The 21,925-nt window shown below is 72.3% G+C and carries 16 protein-coding genes; 4 read left to right on the top strand and 12 right to left on the bottom strand.

Going from position 1 to position 21,925, the window contains the following annotated elements:
- Nucleotides 1-36: 36 nt before the first annotated feature.
- Nucleotides 37-1,515: a HEAT repeat domain-containing protein gene (locus KBY19_RS16235; RefSeq protein WP_185019306.1), complete on the bottom strand. Its 1,479-nt coding sequence runs from the start codon at nt 1,513-1,515 to the stop codon at nt 37-39.
- Between the two features lie 303 nt (nt 1,516-1,818).
- On the opposite strand from KBY19_RS16235, the gene KBY19_RS16230 reads away from it, so the two are divergent.
- Complete coding sequence (locus tag KBY19_RS16230) at nt 1,819-3,396, top strand: PP2C family protein-serine/threonine phosphatase (RefSeq protein WP_210966003.1); 1,578 nt, start codon at nt 1,819-1,821, stop codon at nt 3,394-3,396.
- 75 nt (nt 3,397-3,471) lie between these two features.
- On the opposite strand, the gene KBY19_RS16225 is transcribed toward KBY19_RS16230, so the two are convergent.
- Nucleotides 3,472-5,037: a hypothetical protein gene (locus tag KBY19_RS16225; RefSeq protein ID WP_210966002.1), complete on the bottom strand. Its 1,566-nt coding sequence runs from the start codon at nt 5,035-5,037 to the stop codon at nt 3,472-3,474.
- Nucleotides 5,038-5,284: 247 nt separating this feature from the next.
- Here KBY19_RS16225 and KBY19_RS16220 point away from each other — a divergent pair, with 247 nt between their 5' ends.
- Both KBY19_RS16220 and KBY19_RS16215 read left to right on the top strand, forming a co-directional pair.
- Nucleotides 5,285-6,487 carry an aminoglycoside phosphotransferase family protein gene (locus tag KBY19_RS16220; protein WP_099878426.1) on the top strand — a complete coding sequence of 401 codons (1,203 nt, stop codon included), beginning with the start codon at nt 5,285-5,287 and terminating at the stop codon, nt 6,485-6,487.
- Between the two features lie 318 nt (nt 6,488-6,805).
- The gene (locus KBY19_RS16215; protein ID WP_307843521.1) at nt 6,806-8,788 is read left to right on the top strand and encodes an N-acetylmuramoyl-L-alanine amidase; all 1,983 of its coding nucleotides are present in this window, start codon (nt 6,806-6,808) and stop codon (nt 8,786-8,788) included.
- 123 nt (nt 8,789-8,911) lie between these two features.
- Here KBY19_RS16215 and KBY19_RS16210 read toward each other — a convergent pair whose 3' ends face one another.
- From KBY19_RS16210 to KBY19_RS16180, 7 genes are all read right to left on the bottom strand, one after another.
- Nucleotides 8,912-9,409: a hypothetical protein gene (locus KBY19_RS16210; RefSeq protein WP_099878430.1), complete on the bottom strand. Its 498-nt coding sequence runs from the start codon at nt 9,407-9,409 to the stop codon at nt 8,912-8,914.
- An 80-nt stretch (nt 9,410-9,489) separates the two neighbouring features.
- On the bottom strand, nt 9,490-11,394 hold the full coding sequence (locus tag KBY19_RS16205; RefSeq protein ID WP_210966000.1) for an AAA family ATPase: 1,905 nt from the start codon (nt 11,392-11,394) through the stop codon (nt 9,490-9,492).
- 122 nt (nt 11,395-11,516) lie between these two features.
- The gene (locus KBY19_RS16200; RefSeq protein WP_099878435.1) at nt 11,517-11,756 is read right to left on the bottom strand and encodes a DUF397 domain-containing protein; all 240 of its coding nucleotides are present in this window, start codon (nt 11,754-11,756) and stop codon (nt 11,517-11,519) included.
- A 109-nt stretch (nt 11,757-11,865) separates the two neighbouring features.
- A complete protein-coding gene (locus KBY19_RS16195; protein ID WP_099878437.1) occupies nt 11,866-13,059 on the bottom strand; it encodes a thiolase domain-containing protein in 1,194 nt (397 codons plus the stop codon).
- The gene (locus KBY19_RS16190) at nt 13,056-14,165 is read right to left on the bottom strand and encodes a thiolase domain-containing protein (protein WP_099878439.1); all 1,110 of its coding nucleotides are present in this window, start codon (nt 14,163-14,165) and stop codon (nt 13,056-13,058) included. Before KBY19_RS16190 ends, KBY19_RS16195 begins: the two co-directional genes overlap by 4 nt.
- Nucleotides 14,162-15,127: a Zn-ribbon domain-containing OB-fold protein gene (locus tag KBY19_RS16185; RefSeq protein ID WP_185016254.1), complete on the bottom strand. Its 966-nt coding sequence runs from the start codon at nt 15,125-15,127 to the stop codon at nt 14,162-14,164. The genes KBY19_RS16190 and KBY19_RS16185 overlap by 4 nt, the downstream gene beginning before the upstream one ends.
- A gap of 39 nt (nt 15,128-15,166) precedes the next feature.
- On the bottom strand, nt 15,167-15,967 hold the full coding sequence (locus KBY19_RS16180) for a crotonase/enoyl-CoA hydratase family protein (protein ID WP_185016255.1): 801 nt from the start codon (nt 15,965-15,967) through the stop codon (nt 15,167-15,169).
- Nucleotides 15,968-16,202: 235 nt separating this feature from the next.
- Here KBY19_RS16180 and KBY19_RS16175 point away from each other — a divergent pair, with 235 nt between their 5' ends.
- Entirely contained in the window at nt 16,203-17,897 is a 1,695-nt protein-coding gene (locus tag KBY19_RS16175) for an acyl-CoA synthetase (RefSeq protein WP_210956287.1), read from the top strand.
- A gap of 125 nt (nt 17,898-18,022) precedes the next feature.
- Here the strand turns inward: KBY19_RS16175 and KBY19_RS16170 are convergent, their stop codons facing one another.
- From KBY19_RS16170 to KBY19_RS16160, 3 genes are all read right to left on the bottom strand, one after another.
- Nucleotides 18,023-18,727 carry an alpha/beta fold hydrolase gene (locus KBY19_RS16170; RefSeq protein WP_210965999.1) on the bottom strand — a complete coding sequence of 235 codons (705 nt, stop codon included), beginning with the start codon at nt 18,725-18,727 and terminating at the stop codon, nt 18,023-18,025.
- A gap of 18 nt (nt 18,728-18,745) precedes the next feature.
- Nucleotides 18,746-20,200: an amino acid permease gene (locus KBY19_RS16165; RefSeq protein ID WP_099878447.1), complete on the bottom strand. Its 1,455-nt coding sequence runs from the start codon at nt 20,198-20,200 to the stop codon at nt 18,746-18,748.
- Nucleotides 20,201-20,363: 163 nt separating this feature from the next.
- Nucleotides 20,364-21,917: an acyl-CoA synthetase gene (locus tag KBY19_RS16160; protein ID WP_099878449.1), complete on the bottom strand. Its 1,554-nt coding sequence runs from the start codon at nt 21,915-21,917 to the stop codon at nt 20,364-20,366.
- Nucleotides 21,918-21,925 lie beyond the last annotated feature (8 nt).

Here is a 21,925-nt window from a genome sequence, read left to right as displayed (position 1 = left end):
ACCTGCGCCCGCAGCCGTCGGGCCGACGGCGCGGCGTCAGGCGGGCGGGGCCAGGCGACCGCGCACGGCGGTTTGCACCCCGGCCTCCTCGGCCGGGTCCGCGGCCAGCCGGCGCAGCCGCTCCACCACCCGTGCGTCGCCCGTCGCCGCGCACTCGGCGGCCACCTGCCGGGTGGACTCCTCGCAGTCCCACAGGCACTCGATGGCGAACCCGGCGGGGAAGGACGGATCGGTGGCGGCCAGCGAGCGGGCGGTGCGGCCGCGCAGTTGGGAGGAGGCGGTCTCGCGGTAGATGTGCCGCAGTACGGGCGCCGCACAGCTGATGGACAGCCGCCCGGCACCGTCCACGAGCGGCCACAGGGCGGCGCTGTCGGGCCCTTCGAGGCGGATGGTGCGGCGCAGGGCCGCGAGGACGGCGTCGGCGTCCTGTTCGCCGCCCCGGCAGGCGAGCATCTCGGCGGCGACGGCGGCCAGCCCGGGCGGCAGGGTGCCCTCGGGGGCTGCGGCCCACCGTCTGGCGCGCTCCAGCGCCGCCCTGGAACGCATACGGGCGAAGGAGGAGAGCGCGGCGCGGGCGACGGTCTCGCAGGGGTCGGCAGCGGCCTCTTCGACGAGGTCGAGCACATCGGGGTCGTTGCGGTCGGACAGATGCCGCAGGGCCGCGGCGCGGGCGGCCTCCTGGGGGCCGCGCGCGGCGGCCAGCAGCAGCGGCCGGTCCTCGGGCCCGGCGACGGCGGACAGACAGCGCGCCGCGGGCGCCTCGCGATACTGGCGGGGATGCTCGTCGTACCCGTCCTGCGCCCATTCGAGGATCTCGCGGACGCTCCAGCCGGGGCGGGGCCCGGGGGTCCGCAGCTGGCGCTGCCAGCGGTCGAAGGAGCGGCACTCCTGGGCGCGCCGCAGCCGGTCGGCCTGCTCGGGATGTGCGGAGTCCTCCGCCCACAGGCGCCAGGGGCGGGGCTCGAAGGCGTCCCGGGCGGCTTCGGCGAGCTCTGCGTCGCCCTCGGGCGTCCTGGGGAAGCGGGCCAGCACGGCGGGCCCGAGGGGGCGCAGCCCGGCGTCGTCGTCGCGGACGGCGAGCTCGTCGAGGGCCCACTGCCAGTTGGTGCCGGTGGTTGCGTAGCGGCGCAGCAGCCGCAGCGGGGCGTTCTGCTGCCAGCTGTCGCCCTGAGCTGCCGCGTAGGAGGCCAGGTGGCCGAGCACGGAGAGCGCGAGCCCGGTGCGCACCTCGGCCTCTTCGGGGGTGCACAGCAGGTCGGCGGGGTCGAAGAGGTGGGCGGCGATGTCGTCGAGCCCGGCGTCCAGCTCCCTGTGCAGACGGGCGTAGTACAAGGAGCGGTGTTCGATCTGCCAGTCGCGCCTGGGGTCGTGCAGGACGCAGTGCCGTAGCGCGCTGAGCGCTTCGGCGCGCGGCGCCGCGAGGGCGTGCAGCGTGCCGTCGCCACGGCCCCTCTGAAGGAGGCCGAGCAGCGTGCCGCTGGGCGCTATGTCTGAATCGACGGAATCGACGAACATAAGAGTCAGCATCCGGTGCGGGGTATTCGACTGGCAACGGGATTTCCGTTGCCCGGCATTCTTGCCGGTGACCGCGGTTCTACTCCTGCGTTTTACTTGGCGGAGCGGGCACCCGGTCAAGAGCTGGAGCCTACCCGGAAGCAATTATTCCGCCGAGCCCGGCGGCCCCTGGGGACGATGTGCCGACGACCTACCGGGACATATGACAGCAGCACCACCGCATCGAGTGTGGCCGAATCCCTTACGGGCAGTCGCGGGCTGTGTCACAGTCGTAATCGACTCTCCCCCGTATCGGAGCTCTCCATGGCTTCCCACCTCCATGCGGACCGTTCAGCACCACAGCCACCGGACCGCGGCACGCTGGACGCTCTCATCACCCAGGCCCGCACCCTGCGCGGCGGCCTCGACGCGGTGCGGCGGGGCGCGGGAGGGAACGCGGGCGACGGGGCCGGAACGGACCCCGGTGTCGCCGGCGCCGACCCGCGCACGCGGTGGCAGCGCGCGCTGTGCGAGCTTGCCGTGCACCAGCTCGACGACCTCGGCAGCCAGCTCGATCAGTTACGCGAGGGCATGCCTCCGGAGGCGCCACGAGCCTGGCCCATCGCCGACCAGCCGCCCGAGGAGACGTCGGCGAGGACGCCCGGCGCCGCCTACGGCACCCCGCCCGCGTCACACCACGAGAAGCCCTCCCAGCTCGTCGGCCGCGTCGGCAGCGCCGAATGGAACCTGCTGACGGACGCGGTGGCCTGGTCGGCGGAGCTCTACCGGATCTTCGGCAGGACCGAGGAGGACGGCCCCCTCAGCCTGGACGAGCTGCCCTCCTGGGTCGTCGCCGAGGACCAGCCCGCGCTCGCCGCCGCGTTCACCGACTGCCTGGTGGACGGCAGGGCGATCGACCGGGAGTTCCGCCTGGTGCGGCCCGACGGCTCGGTGCGCACGGTGCACATGGTCGGCGAGCCTGTGCTCGACGACGAGGGAAGCACCGCCTCGATGTGGGCGGTGGTACGGGACGTCAGCGAACTGCGGCGCAGCGAGCACGCGGTGCGCGAGTCCCGGGACTCCCTCCAGCGCGAGCGGCACATCGCCCAGACCGAACGCAGGGTGGCCGTCGAACTCCAGGAAGCCGTGCTGCCGCCCTGGCGCGGCTCCCTCCGGTTCCCGCACGGCGACGAGCGGACCACCGGCGCCCTCGACCTGGCGGCCCACTATCTGCCGTCCGCCTCCAGCGCGCTGATCGGCGGCGACTGGTACGACGCGATGGAACTGCCGGACGGTGCGACACTGCTGACCGCCGGTGATCTGACGGGGCACGGAGTCACCGCGACCTCCGGCATGGCCATGCTGCTGGGCGCCGTACGCGGAATGGCGCTGGCCGGTGTGGAGCCGGGCGCGCTGATGGGGCATCTCAACCAACTGCTCGACTCCTCGGCACAGCCGTCCCTGGGCAGCGCCCTGTGCTGCCGGTACGAGCCGCGCTCCCGCACCCTCACCTGGGCGCAGGCCGGTCATCCGCCGCCGCTCCTGTTCCGGGGCGGCGTCGGAAGTGTGCTGCGGCGGCCCGAGGGTGTGCTGCTCGGTGTCACCTCCGGTGCGACGTACGGGCAGCGCATCGAACAGCTGCGGCCCGGCGACCTGCTGGTGCTGCACACCGACGGGCTGGCGCCCGACGACGCACCTGGTGCACCCACCGGCCGAGGGCCGGGCAACGGCACGCCGCGGCTGCCGGCGCTCCACGCCGGCAGCGCCCGCATGCTGCGGCTCGCGGCCCGGTTCGGTACGGCCGACTCGGCACAGGAGTGCGTCCGGGCCGTCGCCGAGGAGTTCGCCGACCGGGAGCGCGAGGACGACGCCTGCGTCCTGGTCGCCCGCGTGACACCGTGAGCCGGTGAGCCGGAGCGGCCCCTCAGCGACCGTCCGGCTCACTCCGTCCTGTCCCGGTTCACCCGTTCTCCCGTCTCATACGGACCTGGCCCCCTTGGAGCCCCGCGCTCCGCGGATGTCCCGGATGCCCCCGGGCGCCCGTTTCAGCTCGTCGGCGTCTTTGAGGCTCCTCCCGCTCCGCGACGGTTTCGGTGCCCGGGGCAGCGCCTCCTCGATCTCCGCACGCAGATCCTCGATCTTCCCGTATCCGGCGTACCGGCCGGTGAGTCGGTACATCTCGCGCAGCCGGTCCCAGGTGCGGTGCGAGGAGTTCTCGTTGATGGACAGCAGGGCGAGCCGGGCGTAGCGGTCCGCCTGTTCCGGGTCGTCGGAGATGAAGCAGGCCGAGGCCATCGAGATGTAGTCGAAGATCTGCGAGCGCTGCCGCCCCTCCTCGCGCAGCGCCAGGGCCCGTTTGGCGTGCTGCTCCGCGGTCCGTGCGGCCACCGGCTCGTGGTCGGCGAGCGTACGGTAGGCCAGCGCCTCCATACCGTGCAGGTCCGCCTCGTCGAACATCTGCATCCAACTGGGCGGCGCCGCATCACCCTTGTCCGAGGCGAACAGCTCTTCGGCCCGGCCCAGGGTGCGGCGCATCTCCTGGCCGCGGCCCATGGACGCCTGCGCCCACGCCTCGATGGTGGCGAACATGGCGCGGGTGCGGGGCAGGGCCTCGTTTCCGGAGCCGGACTGGGCGAGCCCGACCAAGTCGAGCGCGTCGTCGGGGCGGCCCAGGTGCACCATCTGCCGGGCGGCGCGGGAGAGGGCCTCCCCGGCGCGCGGCCGGTCGCCGCCCTCCCGCGCGGCGTGCGCGGCGATGACGAAGTACTTCTGCGCGGTGGGTTCCAGCCCTACGTCGTGCGACATCCACCCCGCGAGCACCGCGAGATTGGCGGCGACGCCCCACAGCCGGCGCTGCAGCGGCTCGGGGTGGTGGTAGGAGAGCATGCCGCCCACCTCGTTGAGCTGGCCCACCACCGCCTTGCGCTGGAGACCGCCGCCGCGCGCGGCGTCCCAGGCGCGGAAGACCTCCACCGAGTGTTCCAGCGCCTCGACCTCCTGCAGCCCCACCGGGGCCGCCTCGTAGCGGTCGTAGGACGAGTGGCCGGCCAGGACGGCGTCGGCCCTTCCGCCGGCAGTCTGCGCGGTCGACCTCGCCGGGTCCGTGCTGAGCCAGTTGTGCATGGCACTGGTGAGTGCCGATCCTGCGGCGAGCGCGGCGCCCGCACCCACCAAGCCGCGTCGGTTGAGCATGAGGTCCATTCCCGTGAATTCGGTGAGGACCGCGGCGACCTGCCCGGACGGTAGAGGCAGCCCTTCGACGGGCTCCCCCTGAGCTGACTGTCCCGGCCTGGTGAACCCGAGGTCCTCGATGGTCACGACACGGCCGAGTCGCTCGGTGAACAGGGACGCCAGCACCTTGGGCACCGGATCGCGCGGGGTCTCCCCCGTGTCGATCCAACGCCGCACCCGTGAGGTGTCCGTCGCCAACTGCGCGTACCCCATCGCTGCCGCCTGCCGGTTGACCAGTCGGGCGAGCTCGCCCTTCGACCAGCCGGCGAGGGCGAAGAGGTCCGCGAGGCGTGCGTTGGGTCCCTTTGTCACATCAAGCCCCCAGGTTCTCGGCTGAGTTGACAGTAGCTTCCGTACGGCTCGGTACGGCGGCCCCGAGAGCATTCGCCAGGGTTCGCCAGGGTCCGCCAGATGGTGTGCCACCCGCGCCGGGGTGTGCTGTAGGAACGCGCCACCCCGGTCGTTGTCGTCCGGCTCGCATTCCCCAGGGTGCACAGGCCCGACAGACAGCCGAGGAGGCGCCGAAACCCGTCGGCACACGAAGGGATCTCGCGCGCCCATGTATTCAGCACCGTCCCCCGTGTCCGTGCAGCGCCGGCCTCGTGCGGCCCCCGCGCCGCAGCCCTACGGAAGGGGCCCGGCAATGCTGGCGCCCGATCCGTCGCGCGGCCCTTCGCCCGTGCCGGGCCCGTCCGGCCCGCACGCCGGCGCACGCATGGATCTTCGCGCCCCCGGTACCGTGTCCCAACCCGTCAGCGGGAGGCTGGACTTGTCCGGCCCGCAAGGTGCGCAGCTCCGAGCCGCCATCGCCTCGATCCACCGGATCTGCCCGGAGTTCACGCCCGTCCAACTGCTCCGCAAGCGGGGACGCTCGGTGCTGCTGTCCGGCACAGCGGGCCGCAACACCGTGATCGCCAAGTGCCTGCTGGACCACTCGCCGGCCTGGGCCGAACGCTTCCAGCACGAAATAGCGGCCTACCGCGCCTTCGTACGGCACCGCCCGCCGGTGCGCACCCCCCGGCTGATCGCAGCCGACCCGGACACCTGCACGCTGGTGATCGAGCGGGTGCCCGGCAGGGTGGCAGCGGCGCAGCGGCACCCGTTCGAGGCGCCACCGCGCGCTGATCTGCGAGCGGTGATCGGCTCGTTCCGCCGGGTCAACCAGTGGGAGCCGCCGCCGTCGGCGTTCGAGCGCCCTCTCGACTACCCGGCACGGCTCGCCCGCTTCCACGAGCAGGGGCTGCTGACCGACCGTGACCTGGGCGATCTGCAGAAACTGCTGCACGGTCTGGCCCAGCCCGGCCGCCCCGGCGGCCGCCGCGGGGTGCCCTGGCAGTTCTGCCACGGCGACGCCCTGCTGACCAACGTGATGCTCGGTCCGACAGGACCCTCACTGGTCGACTGGGAGCACGCCGGCTGGTACCTGCCCGGCTACGACCTGGCGTCGCTGTGGGCGGTGCTGGGGGACGCGCCGCTGGCCCGGCGCCGGCTCAGTCAACTCGCGCAGGCGGCCGGTCCCGCGGCGCGGGACGCCTTCCTGGTGAATCTGATGCTGATCCTCACCCGGGAGATCCGTACCTACGAGATGGCGGTGCAGCGCACCATGCAGGACTCCTCCCCGCAGGTCGCGGCAGAGGCCGCCGCCGCGGTCCGGGCGGGTGGGATACCGACGGGCGAGGAGCAGCGGCTGCTGCTGCGCAGGCTGCACGACGACTGCGCCACTGCTCGCCGGGCCGTACGCGCGGCAGTGGGCACCCGCTGAACGGGCGCGGATCGCCCGATCGGGTGCGGCACGGCGGCGTCACCGGTCTGCACCGGTGACGCCCCGAGTGCCTGGCAGGCCTGGCCACCGGGGTGACGTGCGGGTTCGCCCGGTGGCCCGACGACGGAAGGAGCACACTGTGCGGAATGATTGACGGCTCGTCGGCAAATGGGTACGTCTGAGGACTGCTCGCGCACGTGATCCCACGGCGCCCGGTCCCAGGAGGCGGCATTGCCACGATCCGTCCGTGCCCCCGACAACACACCAGCCGACGACGGCCGCAACGCCACAGGCGGCGGCTCACGTGCCGACAGACGCGTGAGCAGATTCCGAGACAGACGCACCACCCGCCGAACCGCCCGCCGTGCGGTGGTCGGTGCGGCGGCGGCCGCTCTGGTCGTCCCACTGCTGGCGGCAGGCACCCGGGCGACCGCCGACCAGCCGCGCGACGACACGCTCCAGCAGCAGTTCGCCGCTGCCGCCGACCGCTACCACGTGCCCGAGAGCGTGCTGCTGGGTGTCTCGTACCTCCAGTCGCGCTGGGACGCGCATCAGGGGGCGCCCAGCGTCTCCGGCGGCTACGGCCCGATGCACCTCACCGACGCGCGGACGGCGCTGACCTCCTCCCGGCAGCGTGACCACCACACCGGTGCGGAGGACGCCCGGGGGGACAGTCGACGACCGGCGCGCTTCGCCGCCGAACCCGCCGAGCCGAAGTCGGCGGGGAAGCTGCCCGCCCGGCTGCGGACGCTGAAGCGCGCCGCCGAGCTCACCGGGCTCCCCGCCGACCGGCTGCGCTCTTCGACGGAGGCGAACGTGCGGGGCGGTGCCGCACTGCTGGCGGACGCCCAGCGGCGGCTGGGCCACCCGCTCAGCTCCGACCCGGCGGACTGGTACGAGGCGGTTGCCGCGTACCCGGGCGGCGGCCGGAGCGGGCCGGACGCCACCGCGTTCGCCGATGACGTGTTCGACGTCCTGCGGGCGGGCGAGCGCCGTACCACCGACACGGGTCAGACCGTCGCTCTGCGGGCCGCGCCGAAGCTGCGTCCGCCCGCGGCGGCCGACCGGGCGCGCCGGGCCGACGGCCGCGCGGAGTGCCCGCGCAGCGTGGACTGCGAGTGGTACCCGGCGCCGTACGAGAAGTGGACCGACGAGAACGGCGACGAGGACTACGGCAACCACGACAAGGCGCGGCGGCCCCGTTCTCAGAAGATCGAGTACATCGTCGTCCACGACACCGAGGCGACGTACGAGACGACACTCGATCTGGTGACCAACCCCAAGTACGTGTCGTGGAACTACACGCTCCGGTCGTCCGACGGGCACGTGGCACAGCACGTGCGCAACAAGGACGCCGCGTGGCACGCGGGCAACTGGTACATCAACTCCAAGTCGGTCGGGCTTGAGCACGAAGGGTTCCTGACCGACCCGGACGCCTGGTACACGGAGGCCATGTACCGCAGTTCGGCGCGGCTGGTGAAGTATCTGGCCAAGCGGTACGACATCCCGCTGGACCGGCAGCACGTCCTCGGCCACGACAATGTGCCGGGGCCGACCACCTCCAGCATCAAGGGCATGCACACCGACCCGGGCCCGTACTGGGACTGGCAGCACTATTTCACGCTGATGGGCAAGCCCTTCACCGCGAAGGCGGGCCACAAGTCGGGCGTGGTGACGATCCGGCCCACCTACGACAAGCACAAGCCGAAGTTCACCGGGTGCGGGTCCGCGGGCAGGACCTGCCCCGAGCACGGCTCGTCCGCCGTCCGGCTGCACCAGGCACCGGACGCCTCCTCGCCGCTGGTCAAGGACGTGGGGCTGCGGCCCGACGGCACACCGTCGACCACGGGAGTGAACGACACCGGGGCGCGGGCCACCACCGGCCAGCAGTACGCCGTCGCGGACCGTAAGGGCGAGTGGACGGCCATCTGGTACCTCGGGCAGAAGGCGTGGTTCCACAACCCGGCAGACCAGCCGACCGCCGTTCCGGGGCGGGGCGCTGTGCTCACACCGCGCGCCGGGCTCGACGAGGTCCCGGTGTACGGACGCGCCTACCCGGAGCAGGCCGCGTACCCGGAGGGCGTACCGGCGCAGGCCCTCTCCCCGCTGCCGTACAAGTTCGCCGCCGGACAGCGTTATGTGGCGGGCCCGAAGGTGCCGGGCGAGTATCTGTACGCCGTCACCTACGACCCGGACGCGAAGGACTTCCAGGTGGTCCGGGGCAAGCAGCGGTACTACCAGATCCAGCTCGGACACCGGGTGGCGTTCGTCAAGGCGGAGGACGTCCGCGTGCTCCGCTGACCTGGGTCGCACCCGATTGGCAGGACGTCCGGGGGCGGCCGGCACGCACGAGTGCCGCCGCCCTCGTGGCGTACCGCGTCACCGGCCCACCGGCGCGGGCGGGCGCCGCACGGGTGCGGTCGGCTACTGCTGGAACATCTCGGCCGGCAGCGGCTTGAGCAGGGCGTACAGATCGTTGGTGATGGGTCGGTCCCAGCTCGCGATGGTGACCAGCACCCCGTCGCTGCGATCGAACTGGACGCAGGAGATCCGGTCTTCGGACAGCTTGATCCGGCGCACGATCAGCAAGTTGTCCTCGTGCATCACCGGGTCGTCCTCGGTGCCAACGACCTCGACGTGCTCGTCGTTCTCCAGCGCGGACAGCAGCTGCGCCACCTCGAAGGGCACATCGCCCTCGTCGACGTCCCGGGCCGGGGAGCCCTCGGGGAGATTGCCGATGATCATCGCGGGGCCGCGTCCGCCGAACAGGTCGTAGCGCAGGAAGACGCCCTGGCAGGTGCCGTCCGGTGCGGGCAGCAGGCCCGCGCCGAGATTCCCCGGCCAGTCGGACGGGTCCATGGCCAGGACATCGAAGTCCGGGCCTGCGGGCACGGCGGCGCTGCGGCGGCGGAGGAACGACATGCCGCAATAGTACGTGGCCCCCGGTGATCGCCCCCAGTCAGTGCCCCGTTACGGCGACTCCCCCAAGGGCCGGGGGCCGGTCAAGGGCGGTCGAGGAGGGTGCGGGCGAGGGCGAGGTGCTCGCCGTGCAGGCCGACGCGCTCGCAGGCGGCGATCCCTTGCCGTAACAGATGCTCGGCGCGGTCGGGGCGGCCGCAGTGCAGGAAGGCCCGCACCACCAGGGCCGGGGTCTCGCAGCCCCACGGGTCGTCCGTCCAGGGCAGTCCGGCGGCGACCGCGTCCTCCGCGAGCCGGAGCACCGTGTCGGCGGGTTCGCCGTGTCGCAGGGCGTACCAGGCGCGCAGGGCCGGGACGGGCGGAGGTCTCTCGTCGTCGGCCGCGGAGTGCAGCGCGCGCCACAGGCTCAGCTCGGCGCGCAGTGCCTCCCTGCCGGTGGGGTCGGTGGCGCGCCGCACCTCCGCTTCGAGGGTGCGCAGGGCCTCCTCGGGGCGACCGGTGCGGGACAGGGCCCGTACCAGCAGGCGGACGGCCCGCAGGCGCTGCTCCACGTCGCAGGCGGGCTCTTCGAGTGCGGCGCGCAGATGGTGGACGGTGGCGGCCGGTGCGCCGGAGCGGAAGGCCGCCGCGGCCAGCTCGTACAGGACGTCGGGCCGCTCACGCCGGGTGGGCGGTTCCCGAAGGGCGCGGCCCAGACACCGGTAGGCGGCGTCGGGTGCGCCCGCCCTCGTGTACTCGTGCGCGGCCCGCCGCAGCTCGTCGACGAGTACGGGATCGCCGTCGGGGTGGACCTCCAGCAGGTGACGCACGGAGGAGCCGCGGGGCGTACCCGGGGTCGCGGCGAGGGCGGCGGCCGTCTGGCCGTGCAGGGCGGTGCGGATACCGGCGGGGACGGCCCGGTAGACCTCTCCGGCGAGGGCGGGATGGCGGAAGGTCAGGGGCGCGTCGCTCGCGCCGCCTGGCGCGTCCAGCACCCGCGCCTCGCGGAGCCGGTCCGCCGCGCCGCGGGCGGCCTCGGCACGGAGCCCGGCGACGCGGGCGGCGAACGGGAGGGTGGCGTCGGCGCCGAGTACGGCGACGGCCCAGCTGAGCCGTACGCAGTCGGGGCCCAGCATCTCCAGCCGGTGGAGGAGTTCCCCGTCGGGCGACGCCGGGGCGAGTTCGGCCGGCCGCGGCCGGCTGTCGGGATGCGGCTCGAAACCCGCCGCGCGGGCCCGGTGCAGCAGCTCGGTCACCGCCCGGGGGTTGCCGCCGGTGAGTTTCCGGCACTCCTGGGCGAGGGCGGTGCCGGTCTCGCCGGCACAGGTTCCGCGGACCAGTTCGAACACCGCGTCGGTGCTCAGCTCGGTGAGGCCGTACGGCGGTTCGGCCCGGCCGTTCACCAGGGCCGAGTGGAGAGCCGCCACGTCGGGGCGCGGTTCGCTCGGGTCGTAGCCGAGCGCACACAGGAGCGGGAGTTCGGGGACGCGTGGGGCGAATCCGGTCAGCCAGGCCAGGGACGCGGGGTCGGCCCAGTGGACGTCGTCGACGAGGACGGCGAGCGGCGCGTGGCGCTCGGCGAGGTGTGCGAAGAGCCGGTCGAGGGCCAGGCGTACGCCGCGCGGGTCCGGCACCACGGCCGGGTCGGGGGCGGGCAGTCCGGCGGCGGGTGCGGCGAGGTCGTACCAGCTGCCGAGCTCGGCGCGGAGCCGGCGTTCGTCGAGCGCGGGGAGCAGCGGCCTCAGCAGCCGACGGACGAGATGGAAGCCGACCTCCTGCTCCTGCTCGCCTCCGCACGCGTACAGGACGGTACCCCCGCGTGCGGACACGCGCGCTTGGATCTCGCGCAGGAGCGCCGTCTTGCCGAGTCCCAGCGCCCCGGTGAAGGCGAGGAGACCGCCTGCCCGTTCAGCCGTTCCGCCGTCCACGTCCGGGGCGCCGGTGCCGCACAGCGCGGTCACGGTGTGCTCCACCGCGGTGAGTTCGGCCTCCCGCTCCAGCAGCGCCACCGTCGCCGTCCTCGCCGTCCGTGCTGTCTTCGCCGTCCTCGTGCTCGGGCAGATGCCCAGAGCTTACGCCCGCGGAGAGCGCCTGCGGCGGTGAAGCGGGGAAAGGTGCGGCGCAGGGCGCGTCACGTCAGATCGAACTCGCCCTCGCGCGCCCCGCGGACGAAAGCGCGCCACTCCCCCGGCTCGAAGATGAGCGCGGGCTTGTCGGGCTGGCGGCCGTGCCGCATCGCCACGAACCCCTCCACGAAGGCGATCTCGACATCGCCGGTGCCCCGGCTGCTCGACTGCCACTGCGCCCCGCTGAGGTCGAGTTCGGGCTGCCCGATGGTGCTGTCGGCCACGCTGGTGCTCCTCCCGGTCATCGTCGTCCCGGCGCCACCCTAACCACGGCCCGGGCCGCTCGGACAGGGCGCGGCCCAGGGGAAAACGAGGTGCCGCGCCCGGTGCCGCGGGGTCGTGTCGCAGCGGAGCTCAGCCGGTGGGCGGCTCGTCGGCGACCAGCCACATGGCGAAGAACTGGGAGCCGCCCCCGTAGGCGTGACCGAGCGCTTTGCGCGCCCCCGGCACCTGGTGTGCGCCCGCCGCACCGCGCACCTGGAGGGCCGCCTCGGCGAAGCGGAGCATCCCGGAGGCGCCGATGGGGTTGGTGGACAGCACACCGCCCGACGGGTTGACGGGCAGGTCTCCGTCGAGTGCGGTCGCACCGGACTCGGTCATCTTCCACCCCTCCCCCTCCTTGGCGAAGCCGAGGTTCTCCAGCCACATCGGCTCGTACCAGGAGAAGGGCACATACATCTCCACCGCGTCGATCTCGCGGCGCGGCTCGCCGATGCCCGCCTGGTGATAGACGTCGGCCGCGCAGTCCCTGCCCGCGCGCGGCGAGACGGCGTCCTTGCCCGCGAAGAGCGTGGGTTCGCTGCGCATGGCGCCACCGTGCACCCAGGCGGCCGATCGCGGGGCGTGTGCCGCACCGGCGCGGTCGGTCAGCACCATGGCGCAGGCCCCGTCGGAGGAGGGGCAGGTCTCCGAGTAGCGGATGGGGTCCCACAGCATCGGTGAGGAGCGCACCTTCTCCAGCGTGATGTCCTCCTCGTGGAGGTGGGCGTACGGGTTCTTCAGCGCGTTGCGGCGGTCCTTGAAGGCGACCAGCGCGCCGATGTGGTCGGGTGCCGAGGTGCGGTGCATATAGGCGCGGACGTGCGGTGCGAAGAACCCGCCGGCGCCCGCCAGCAGCGGCTGCTGGAACGGTACCGGCAGCGACAGGCCCCACATGGCGTTCGACTCGGACTGCTTCTCGAAAGCCAGGGTCAGCACGGTGCGGTGCACGCGTGCCGCCACCAGGTTGGCGGCGACCAGCGCGGTGCTGCCGCCGACGGAGCCGGCCGTGTGCACGCGCAGCATGGGCTTGCCGACCGCGCCGAGCGCGTCGGCCAGATACAGCTCGGGCATCATGACGCCCTCGAAGAAGTCGGGTGCCTTTCCGATCACCACGGCGTCGATGTCGGCCCAGCCCAACTCGGCGTCCGCCAGCGCCCGTACCGCGGCCTCCCGTACCAGCCCCGCCATCGAGACGTCCCGCCGCGCCGAGACATGCTTGGTCTGGCCGATGCCCACGACACCGACGGGTTCCTTGCCGCTCCCACCGAGGCTGGTCGGGGTGCTCATGGGCGTTCTCCTTCGGCTCCGGCGCCGTCGGACTCCAGGACCGCGACGAGGTTCTGCTGCAGACAGGGCCCCGAGGTGGCGTGCGCGACCGCGCGGCGGGCCTCGCCCCGGCTCACCCGGGCCGCGGCCTCGCCGATCCGGACGAGCCCGGCCGCCATGACGGGGTTGGCCGCGAGCGGCCCGCCCGAGGGGTTGACGACGGTGCTCCCGTCGAGCCGCAGCGCTTTGCGCAGCACGATCTCCTGGGCGGTGAACGGGGCGTGCAGTTCGGCGACGTCCGGTGGTGGCGACCCGGCGTCGAACAGCCCGGCGCGCTCGGCGGCCAGCCGGGTCGAGGGCGAGTCGGTCAGGTCGCGTACGCCCGGGCTGTGCGCCTCGATCCGGTGGTCCATACCGCTGATCCAGGCGGGGCGCCGGGTCAGCCGGCGGGCGGTGTCCCCGGCGGCGAGCACGACGGCGGCGGCCCCGTCGGTGATCGGGGGCACGTCGTGCGGTCGCAGCGGTCGGGCGAGGTAGTCGCTCTCCAGCAGCGTGTCGGCGCCGGGCGAGCCGCTGAGTTGGGCGTGCGGGTTGTCCTCGGCCGCCTTTCGGCTGCGGGCGGCGATGTCGGCCAGCTCCCGCTCGTCGGTCTCCCCGGCGTCGAGCAGGGCGCGGGCCTGGAGTGCGGCGAGCGAGACGGAGTCGGGCCACAGCGGGGCGAGATAGTACGGGTCGAGCTGCCGGGTGAGGACCTCGGGCAGATCGCCCGCAGAGGACTTGCCGTAGGAGTACACCAGCGCGGTCTCGGCCTCACCGGTGAGGATCTTTACCCACGCCTCGTGGAGCGCCCAGGCACCGTCCATCTCCACGTGCGACTCGGAGATCGGCGGCCAGGCGCCCACGCCGTCCAGCGCCATGGTGAAGGAGAAGGCGCGGCCGGCCAGGTAGTCGCAGGAGCCGGAGCAGGTGAAGTCGATCTGACCGGCGGCCAGCCCCGTGCTGTCGAGCACCTCGCGCAGCACCGGCATCAGCATCTCGACCTCGGAGAGGTTGTCCGCCGCGCGGACGTGCGCCGTCTGCGCGAAGGCGACCACGGCGACGTCCCGGCGCCCGGCTCGGCTCGTCACAGCGACTCCTTGTACGTCTCGTAGTCGGCGTCGGGTTCGCCGGTGGGCCGGTAGTGGTCCGGGTAGCGTCCGCCTTCGGTCCAGACGGGCTCGACGCGCAGGCCCATGCGCACCTGGTCGTAGGGGATGCCCGCGATACGGCCGTGCAGCGCGAGTCCGGCGCCGTCGAGGGCGATGTGCGCGTAGACGTACGGCACCTCGATGTCCAGCCCCTTGGCCTTGATGTTGACCACGCAGAAGGTGGTGACGGTGCCGCGCGGGCCGACCTCGACCTGTTCCCCGGTGGGCACTCCGCAGGTGGGGCAGGCGCCACGCGGTGGAACGTAGACCTTGTGGCACCGTGGGCAGCGCTCGCCCAGCGTGCGGCGGGTGGTCAGGGCGTCGAGGTAGCGGGTCTGGGCGCGGCCCGGGGTGTAGGTGTAGTCGAGGCGGGCCTCGGCCACGATGCCGGTCACCGGGTCGGCGAACTCGCCCGGGTGCGGCTGCGCCCGGTGGGTGGATGGGGCGCTGTCGTCGGGTTCGAAGCAGGCGATGTCGGTGATGGCGCCGCTGCGGTGCTCCGCCCAGCGGATGCGTACGCGCATTCCGGTGTTGACCGCCTGCGGGCCGTCCGGCGCGTCCAGGGCGTGCAGCAGTGCGGTGTCGGCGCCGTCGAGGCGGACCAGCACCCAGGCGAAGGGGTGTCGCAGGGGCTGCCCTCTGCGGGGGCGGTCGTTCCACGACCAGGTGGTGACGGTACCCGTGCGGCCGACCTCCACCAGATCGCGGAGCTCCTCGGCCGTGACGGGGTCGTATTCGGTGGGCGGGACCAGGGTGCGTCCGTCGGACGCCTTGACGCCGAGCACCGTCCGTTCGCGGAGCCCGGTGAGAAAGGCGCTCTGCACGGGTCCGAGGGAGCGGGTGAAGGGGAACTCGACGACCAACGGTGCGCTGAGCACTTTGTGCGAGGGAGCCGCATTCAAGGTGGGTACCTCTCCGTCCGTGGCTGATCGGTTGCGCACCTACTCCCGGCGGAATCGCGGCCGGCGCTTCTCCGTGAAGGCCCGGGCGCCTTCCTTCGCGTCGGCGGTGTCGAAGACGGGCCAGCCGCGCTCCAACTCGGCTGCCAGCCCCTCCTGCTCGCTCATGGCCGCCGTCTCATGGACGGAGGCCTTCACCGCTTCGACGGCCAACGGGCCGCAGGCGTTGATGCGTTCGGCCGTCTCCAGCGCCGCGTCCAGCGCCGTGCCGTCGGGTACGACGCGTCCGACGAGCCCGATGCGCGCCGCCTCCTGCGCGCTGTACGGGCGCCCGGTGAGCAGCATCTCCAGCGCGTGCGTACGGGGGATCTGGCGTGGGAGCCGTACCGTCGAGCCGCCGATGGGGAACAGTCCGCGGCGGACCTCGTAGAGGCCGAAGACGGCGCTCTCGCCGGCGACGCGGATGTCGGTGCCCTGGAGCATCTCCGTACCGCCGGCGACGCAGTGGCCCTCGACGGCCGCGATGACGGGTTTGCGCGGCCTGTGGTGGCGCAGCATCGCCTTCCAGTGCAGGTCGGGGTCCTCGCGCAGCCGCTCGCGGTGGTGCTCACCGGCCATGCCGTCCCCGGCGAGTGCCTTGAGGTCCATACCCGCGCAGAAGGTGCCGCCCGCGCCGGTGAGGACGACTGAGCGGATGGCCTCGTCCGCGTCGGCCTCCAGCCAGCCGTCGTACAGGCCCACCAGCAGGGAAAGGGAGAGGGCGTTCTTGGCTTCGGGACGGTTGAGGGTGAGCACGAGGGTGGCGCCCTCGCGCTCCACGGTCAGATGCTCGGTGCCGCCCATAGCGGTTCCTCCCGTCGCAGGCCGCCTCAGGATCTGGAACAGGTTGCAGTAACGGCGCGCCAACTTCAAGGGTTTTCTGACGCGGCGTCATATTTCTTGTGCGGAAGCTCTTCCCGTCTCCGCGCACCGGTGCTCTGATGACGCCGGACGACACCAGTACGCGAGCACGCGAACACGCACGGGGGCGCACGCGAGACGAGCACGTACGCCGGGCCGGGGTATGGAGGAGCGCGCCGTGGAGTACAACCTTGCCGACCTGTTCGAGTCGATCGTCGACACCGTCCCCGACCGCGAAGCGCTGGTCCACCTGGACCACCCCGGAACCGGCGCCGAACGCAGGCTGACGTACGCCGAGCTGGACCGCGCGGCCAACCGGCTCGCGCACCACTTCGCCGAGAGCGGCATCCGGCCCGGAGAGCACGTCGGGCTGCACCTGTACAACGGCGTCGAGTACGTGCAGACGCTGCTGGCCTGCCTGAAGATCCGCGCCGTCCCCGTCAACGTCAACTACCGGTACGTCCAGGAGGAGCTGGTCCATCTGTACCGGGACGCCGACCTGGCCGCGGTCGTCTTCGACGGCGAGTTCACCGCCCGGGTCGTGGCGGCGGTACCGCAGGTCCCCCAGCTGCGGCAGCTGGTGCGGGTGGGCGCCGCGCCGCAGGACGGGCCGTACGCACCGGACCCCGCCCGCGCTGTCGCGCCCGTCGCCTTCGCGGAGTTCACGGACGCCGAGGCGGCGGGATCACCGGAGCGGGACTTCGGCCCCCGCTCGCCCGACGATCTGTTCCTCATCTACACCGGCGGCACCACCGGAATGCCCAAGGGGGTGATGTGGCGGGCCGAGGACCTGTTCTTCTCCGGACTCGGCGGCGGCGCGCCCACCGGCCCGCCGGTCTCCCGGCCCGAGGAACTGGCCGAACGGGTCGCGGCCGGCGGCGAGGGGCTGGTGTTCTTCCCCACGCCCCCGCTGATGCACGGCACGTCCACACTGACCCTCTTCATCGGACTGAACTACGGCCAGAAAGTGGTGCTGCACCGCAAGTTCGTCCCCGAGGAGGTGCTGCGCACCGTCGAACGCGAGAAGGTCACGGCGATCTCGCTGGTGGGCGACGCGATGCTGCGGCCGCTGGTGGACGCGCTGGCCGGGCCGCTGCACGGCACCGACTGCTCGTCCCTGCTCGTGGTCTCCAGCTCCGGGGCGATCCTCTCGGAGGCGGTGCGGGAGCAGTTCGCGGCGCTGGTGCCGCACACCACCCTCCTCAACAACTTCGGCTCCTCCGAGTCCGGATTCAACGGCACGGCGACGGCGGACTCCGGCCCGGCCAAGGGCTTCCGGATCACCGTCAACGACGACACGGCCGTGGTCGACCCCGCCACCCGGCAGCCGGTACCACCTGGCGAGGTGGGCCGTATCGCGCTGCGCGGCCATGTGCCGCTCGGCTACTACAACGATCCGGCCAAGAGCGCGGAGACGTTCTTCGAGGCCGAGGGCGCGCGATGGGTGCTGCTGGGCGATCTGGCGACCGTCGACGACGACGGGGTCGTCACCGTGCTGGGACGGGGCTCCCAGTGCATCAACACCGGCGGCGAGAAGGTCTACCCCGAAGAGGTCGAGGAAGCCCTCAAGTGCCACCCGGGCATCTACGACGCGCTCGTCGCGGGCGTTCCCGACGAGAAGTGGGGGCACCGCGTGGCCGCCGTCGTCCAGTTGCGTGCCGACGCCGCCGCGCGGCTGACGGCCGAAGGGATACGGCAACACGCCCGTACCCGACTCGCCGGGTACAAGGTGCCGCGCACCATTGTGCTCACGGAGCACATCCACCGCTCGCCAAGCGGCAAGGCCGACTATCGCTGGGCCCGCCGGACCCTGATCGAGGGGGCGCCCCCACCCCCCTCCTCCCGCGAGGGACAGACACCGCGACCGCGGTGACGGGGACCTCCCGGCCCCAGGCTGGGGAGACACGCCGAACCGGCGCCGAACCGGCCGAGGACCGGGCCCGGTCCGGCGCCGCCGGCCGCTGTGTGGTGGCTGGGCACCGCTGCCGAAGGGAGGGCTCAGTCCTCCGCCAAGAAGTCCAGTACCGCCTTGGTGAACTCCATCGGGCGTGCCTCGTGGACGAGATGGCCGCCGCCGTCGATGGTCAGGACGCGCGCGTCGGGCATCCGCTCGGCCATCAGCTGCAGGTCCCGCTGCGGGAGGTGGCTGCCGTCGCCGCCGCCCACCAGCAGGGTGGGAGCGGTGATGGCCCGGAGCCGGTCCCACCACCGCGGATCGGGGTCATTGCGCTGCCGGGTCCACTGGATCTTCACCTCCCAGTCGAAGGCGGGGGGGCCCGGTGGCGGATCCGGCACCTCGTGCGGCGGCCGGAGGGGGCGCATGGCTCCGGTCTCCTCCAGCACGAGTCGCTCCACCCGCTCGGGATGCTCCTGGGCGAACAGATAGGCGACGACGGAGCCGAAGGAGTGGCCGACGAGGATCGCCTTGTCGATGCCGAGCTCGTCCAGGAATCCCCGCAGGTCGCCGACGAAGTCGTCCAGGGCGTAGCTGCCGGGCCAGTCGCTCTCACCGTGTCCGCGCAGATCGAGCGCATGGACGGGATGCCGGCCGGCCAGGCCCGAGATGAGCGGACCGCGCCAGTCCTCGCCGTCCTCACCGAGGCAGTGGAGCAGGACGACGGGAACGCCCACCTCGGCTCCCCAGGAGCGATAGCTGAGCCGGATCCCGCCCGTGCGAACCGTCTGCGTTCCGTTTTCGCTCATACGGGGGACCGTACCCCGCTACTCGTCCCGCTTGCCCGAGGAGGGCGGCAGGGTGTCGGCAGGGCGCTTGGCCAGCTCGGACCTGCGGTAGGAGTAGCCGAAATAGACGATCAGTCCGACGGCCAGCCAGATGGCGAAGCGCAGCCAGGTCTGCCAGGTGAGGTAGGTGGTCAGCCAGATCGAGAACACCACCCCGAGCGCCGGGGTGACGGGCATTCCGGGGACCTTGAAGGTGCGCGGCAGGTCGGGCCGGCGGTAGCGCAGGACGATGACCGCGACGCAGACCACGACGAAGGCCAGCAGGATGCCGATGTTCGTCAGCTCGGCAGCCTCCTCGATGGGCAGGAATCCCGCGATGACGGCGGAGACGCACCCCACGATCCAGGTGACGCGCACCGGCACATGGCGCACCGGGTCGGTCTTTGCGAACCACTTGGGCAGCAGCCCGTCGCGGCTCATGGAGAACCAGACGCGGGTGACGCCGAGCATGAAGGTGAACATCACGGTGAGGATGCCGATGATGGCGCCGACGGCGATGACATCGGCGATACCGCTGAGCCCGACCGACTTGAACGCGGTGGAGAAGCCGCTCTCGGGGTCGATGTCCTTGTAATTCTGCATACCGGTCAGCACCAGGCAGACGGCCACGTACAGCACCATGGAGATGGCCAGTGAGTAGATGATCGCCTTGGGCATGTGCCTCTGGGCGTCCTTGGACTCCTCGGCCGCCGTACTCATCGCGTCGTAGCCGAAGACCGCGAAGAAGACGGTCGCGGCCCCGGTGAACGCGCCGGTGATGCCGAAGGGGAAGAACGGGTGGTAATTGCCGGTCTTGACGTGGAAGACACCGACCACGATCACCAGCAGGACGACCGCCACCTTGAGGGCGACCACGATCAGCTCGAAGCGAGCCGCGTTCTTGATGCCCAGGGTGAGCAGGTAGGCGATCAGCAGGCACAGCACCGCGGCGAACAGGTCGACGCGGTGCCCGTCGCCGGTCCCGGGTGCGCCGAGCATCCAGGTGGGCAGTTCGAGACCGGTCTCCCCCAGCAGGAAGGAGAAGTAGCCGGAGATACCGATGGCCACCACCGCGACGATGGCCGTGTACTCCAGCAGCAGGTCCCAGCCGATGAACCAGCCGCCGAGCTCGCCCAGCACGGCATAGCCGTAGGTGTAGGCGGAGCCCGCCTTCGGGATCAGCCCGGCGAACTCGGCGTAGGAGAGCGCGGCGCACGCGCTGGCCAGTCCGGCGACGAGGAAGGAGATCAGCACGGCGGGGCCCGCCTTGCCGTTGGCGACCGTGCCCGCGAGGCTGAAGACGCCCGCTCCGATGATGCCGCCGACGCCGATCGCGGTCAGATGCCGCAGGCCGAGGGTGCGGGACAGCTGCGGTCCGGCCCCGCCCTCGGTGTCCTCGATGTGCTCGATGGGTTTGCGGCGCAGTACGCCCTCGCCGCTCCAGAGCCCGGCCATGGGTCCTCCTGACGTTGGTGCGTATGACGGCGTCGCCATGGGCAGCACCCACGACGCCGCGTGATCATCATGGCCGCGCCAGGAAGGGGTGAAAAGTGACCACGAGGCTTCTCTCAGGCATGGCTCCCAGACGTACCCGTCCGGTCCCGCGGAGCCACGCCCGTCACAGTGGCCGTTCGCGTTCCCTCCAGTACGGTTCTCGCAGTCTGCGCTTGTAGAGCTTGCCGTTGGGGTCACGGGGCATCGCGTCGGTGAAGTCCACCGTTTTGGGGCATTTGTATCCGGCGAGTCGTCCCGCGCAGTGGTCCAGGATCGCCGCCGCGAGCTGCGGTCCGGGCCGGTGGCCCGGCGCCGGCTCGACGACGGCCTTGACCTCCTCGCCCCAGTCGTCGTGCGGCACCCCGAAGGCGGCCGCGTCCGCCACGGCGGGGTGGGTGAGCAGCGCGGCCTCTATCTCGGCGGGATAGATGTTCACTCCACCGGAGATGATCATGTCGATCTTGCGGTCACGGAGGAAGAGATAGCCGTCCTCGTCCAGATAGCCGAGGTCGCCGACGGTGAAGAAGTCCCCGATCCGGTTGCTGCGCGTCTTCCCCTCGTCCTTGTGGTACGAGAATCCACCGGTGCTCATCTTCATGTAGACGGTGCCCAGCTCCCCCGGCCCCAGCCGGTTGCCCTCCTCGTCGAAGACCGCGAGCTCGCTGATCGGCCAGGCCTTGCCGACCGTGCCGGGCTTCTTCAGCCAGTCCTCCGCGGTCGCGAACGCTCCGCCGCCCTCGCTCGCGGCGTAGTACTCCTCCACACAGCCGCCCCACCACTCGATCATGGCCCGCTTCACATGGTCGGGGCAGGGCGCGGCCCCGTGGATGGCGTGCCGCATCGAAGAGACGTCGTACGCCGCGCGCGTCTCGTCCGGCAGCGCGAGCAGCCGGTGGAACTGCGTCGGCACCATGTGCGTGTGCGTACAGCGGTGACGGTCGATCAGCCGCAGCATCTCCTCGGGCTCCCACTTGTCCATCACCACCAGCCGGTGCCCGATGTGCAGCGCCGCTGCCGCGAACTGGAGTACGGCCGTGTGGTACAGCGGGGAGCACACCAGATGGACGTTGTCGTCGAACGGCTTGATGCCGAAGATGCCCAGAAAGCCGCCGAGATGCGTCTCCTCCGGCCGCTTGCCCGTCAGTGGCCGCCTGATGCCGCGCGGGCGGCCCGTGGTGCCCGATGTGTAGTTCATGACCCAGCCGTTGGTGCGGTCCCGGTCTGCCGGGGCCTGCCCCGATCGGCCGCGCAGCAGGCCGGCGTACGGCCGGAAGCCGTCGATCCGCCCGATGGCGTAGCGGTGGGAACGGGGCATCTTCGCCTCGTCGGCGGCCGCCCGCACGGTCTCCCCGAAGCGGGCGTGCGCCAGCAGGAGCTTCGCACCCGAGTCGGAGAGGATCCAGGCGATCTCCGTACCCACCAGATGGTGGTTGACCGGGACCATGTAGAGGCCGGACTGGGCGGCGGCCAGGTAGGCGGCGATGAACTCCGGGCCGTTGGGCAGGACGGTCGCGAACGCGTCGCCCTGCGACAGGCCCGCCGCTGCGAGGGCGTGCGTGATCTTGTTGCACTCCGCGTGGAGACGGGCCGCGGACCATGTGGTGCCGTCCGGCGCGACGAGCACGGTGCGCCCCGGATCGCGCTGGGCCTGGGCCCAGAACCCGTTGGGTGCGTCCACCTTGGTTC

This window comes from Streptomyces sp. B15 (assembly GCF_018070605.1).
GTDB lineage: Bacteria > Actinomycetota > Actinomycetes > Streptomycetales > Streptomycetaceae > Streptomyces > Streptomyces smyrnaeus.
This window is presented reverse-complemented; position numbering and strand designations above follow the sequence as displayed.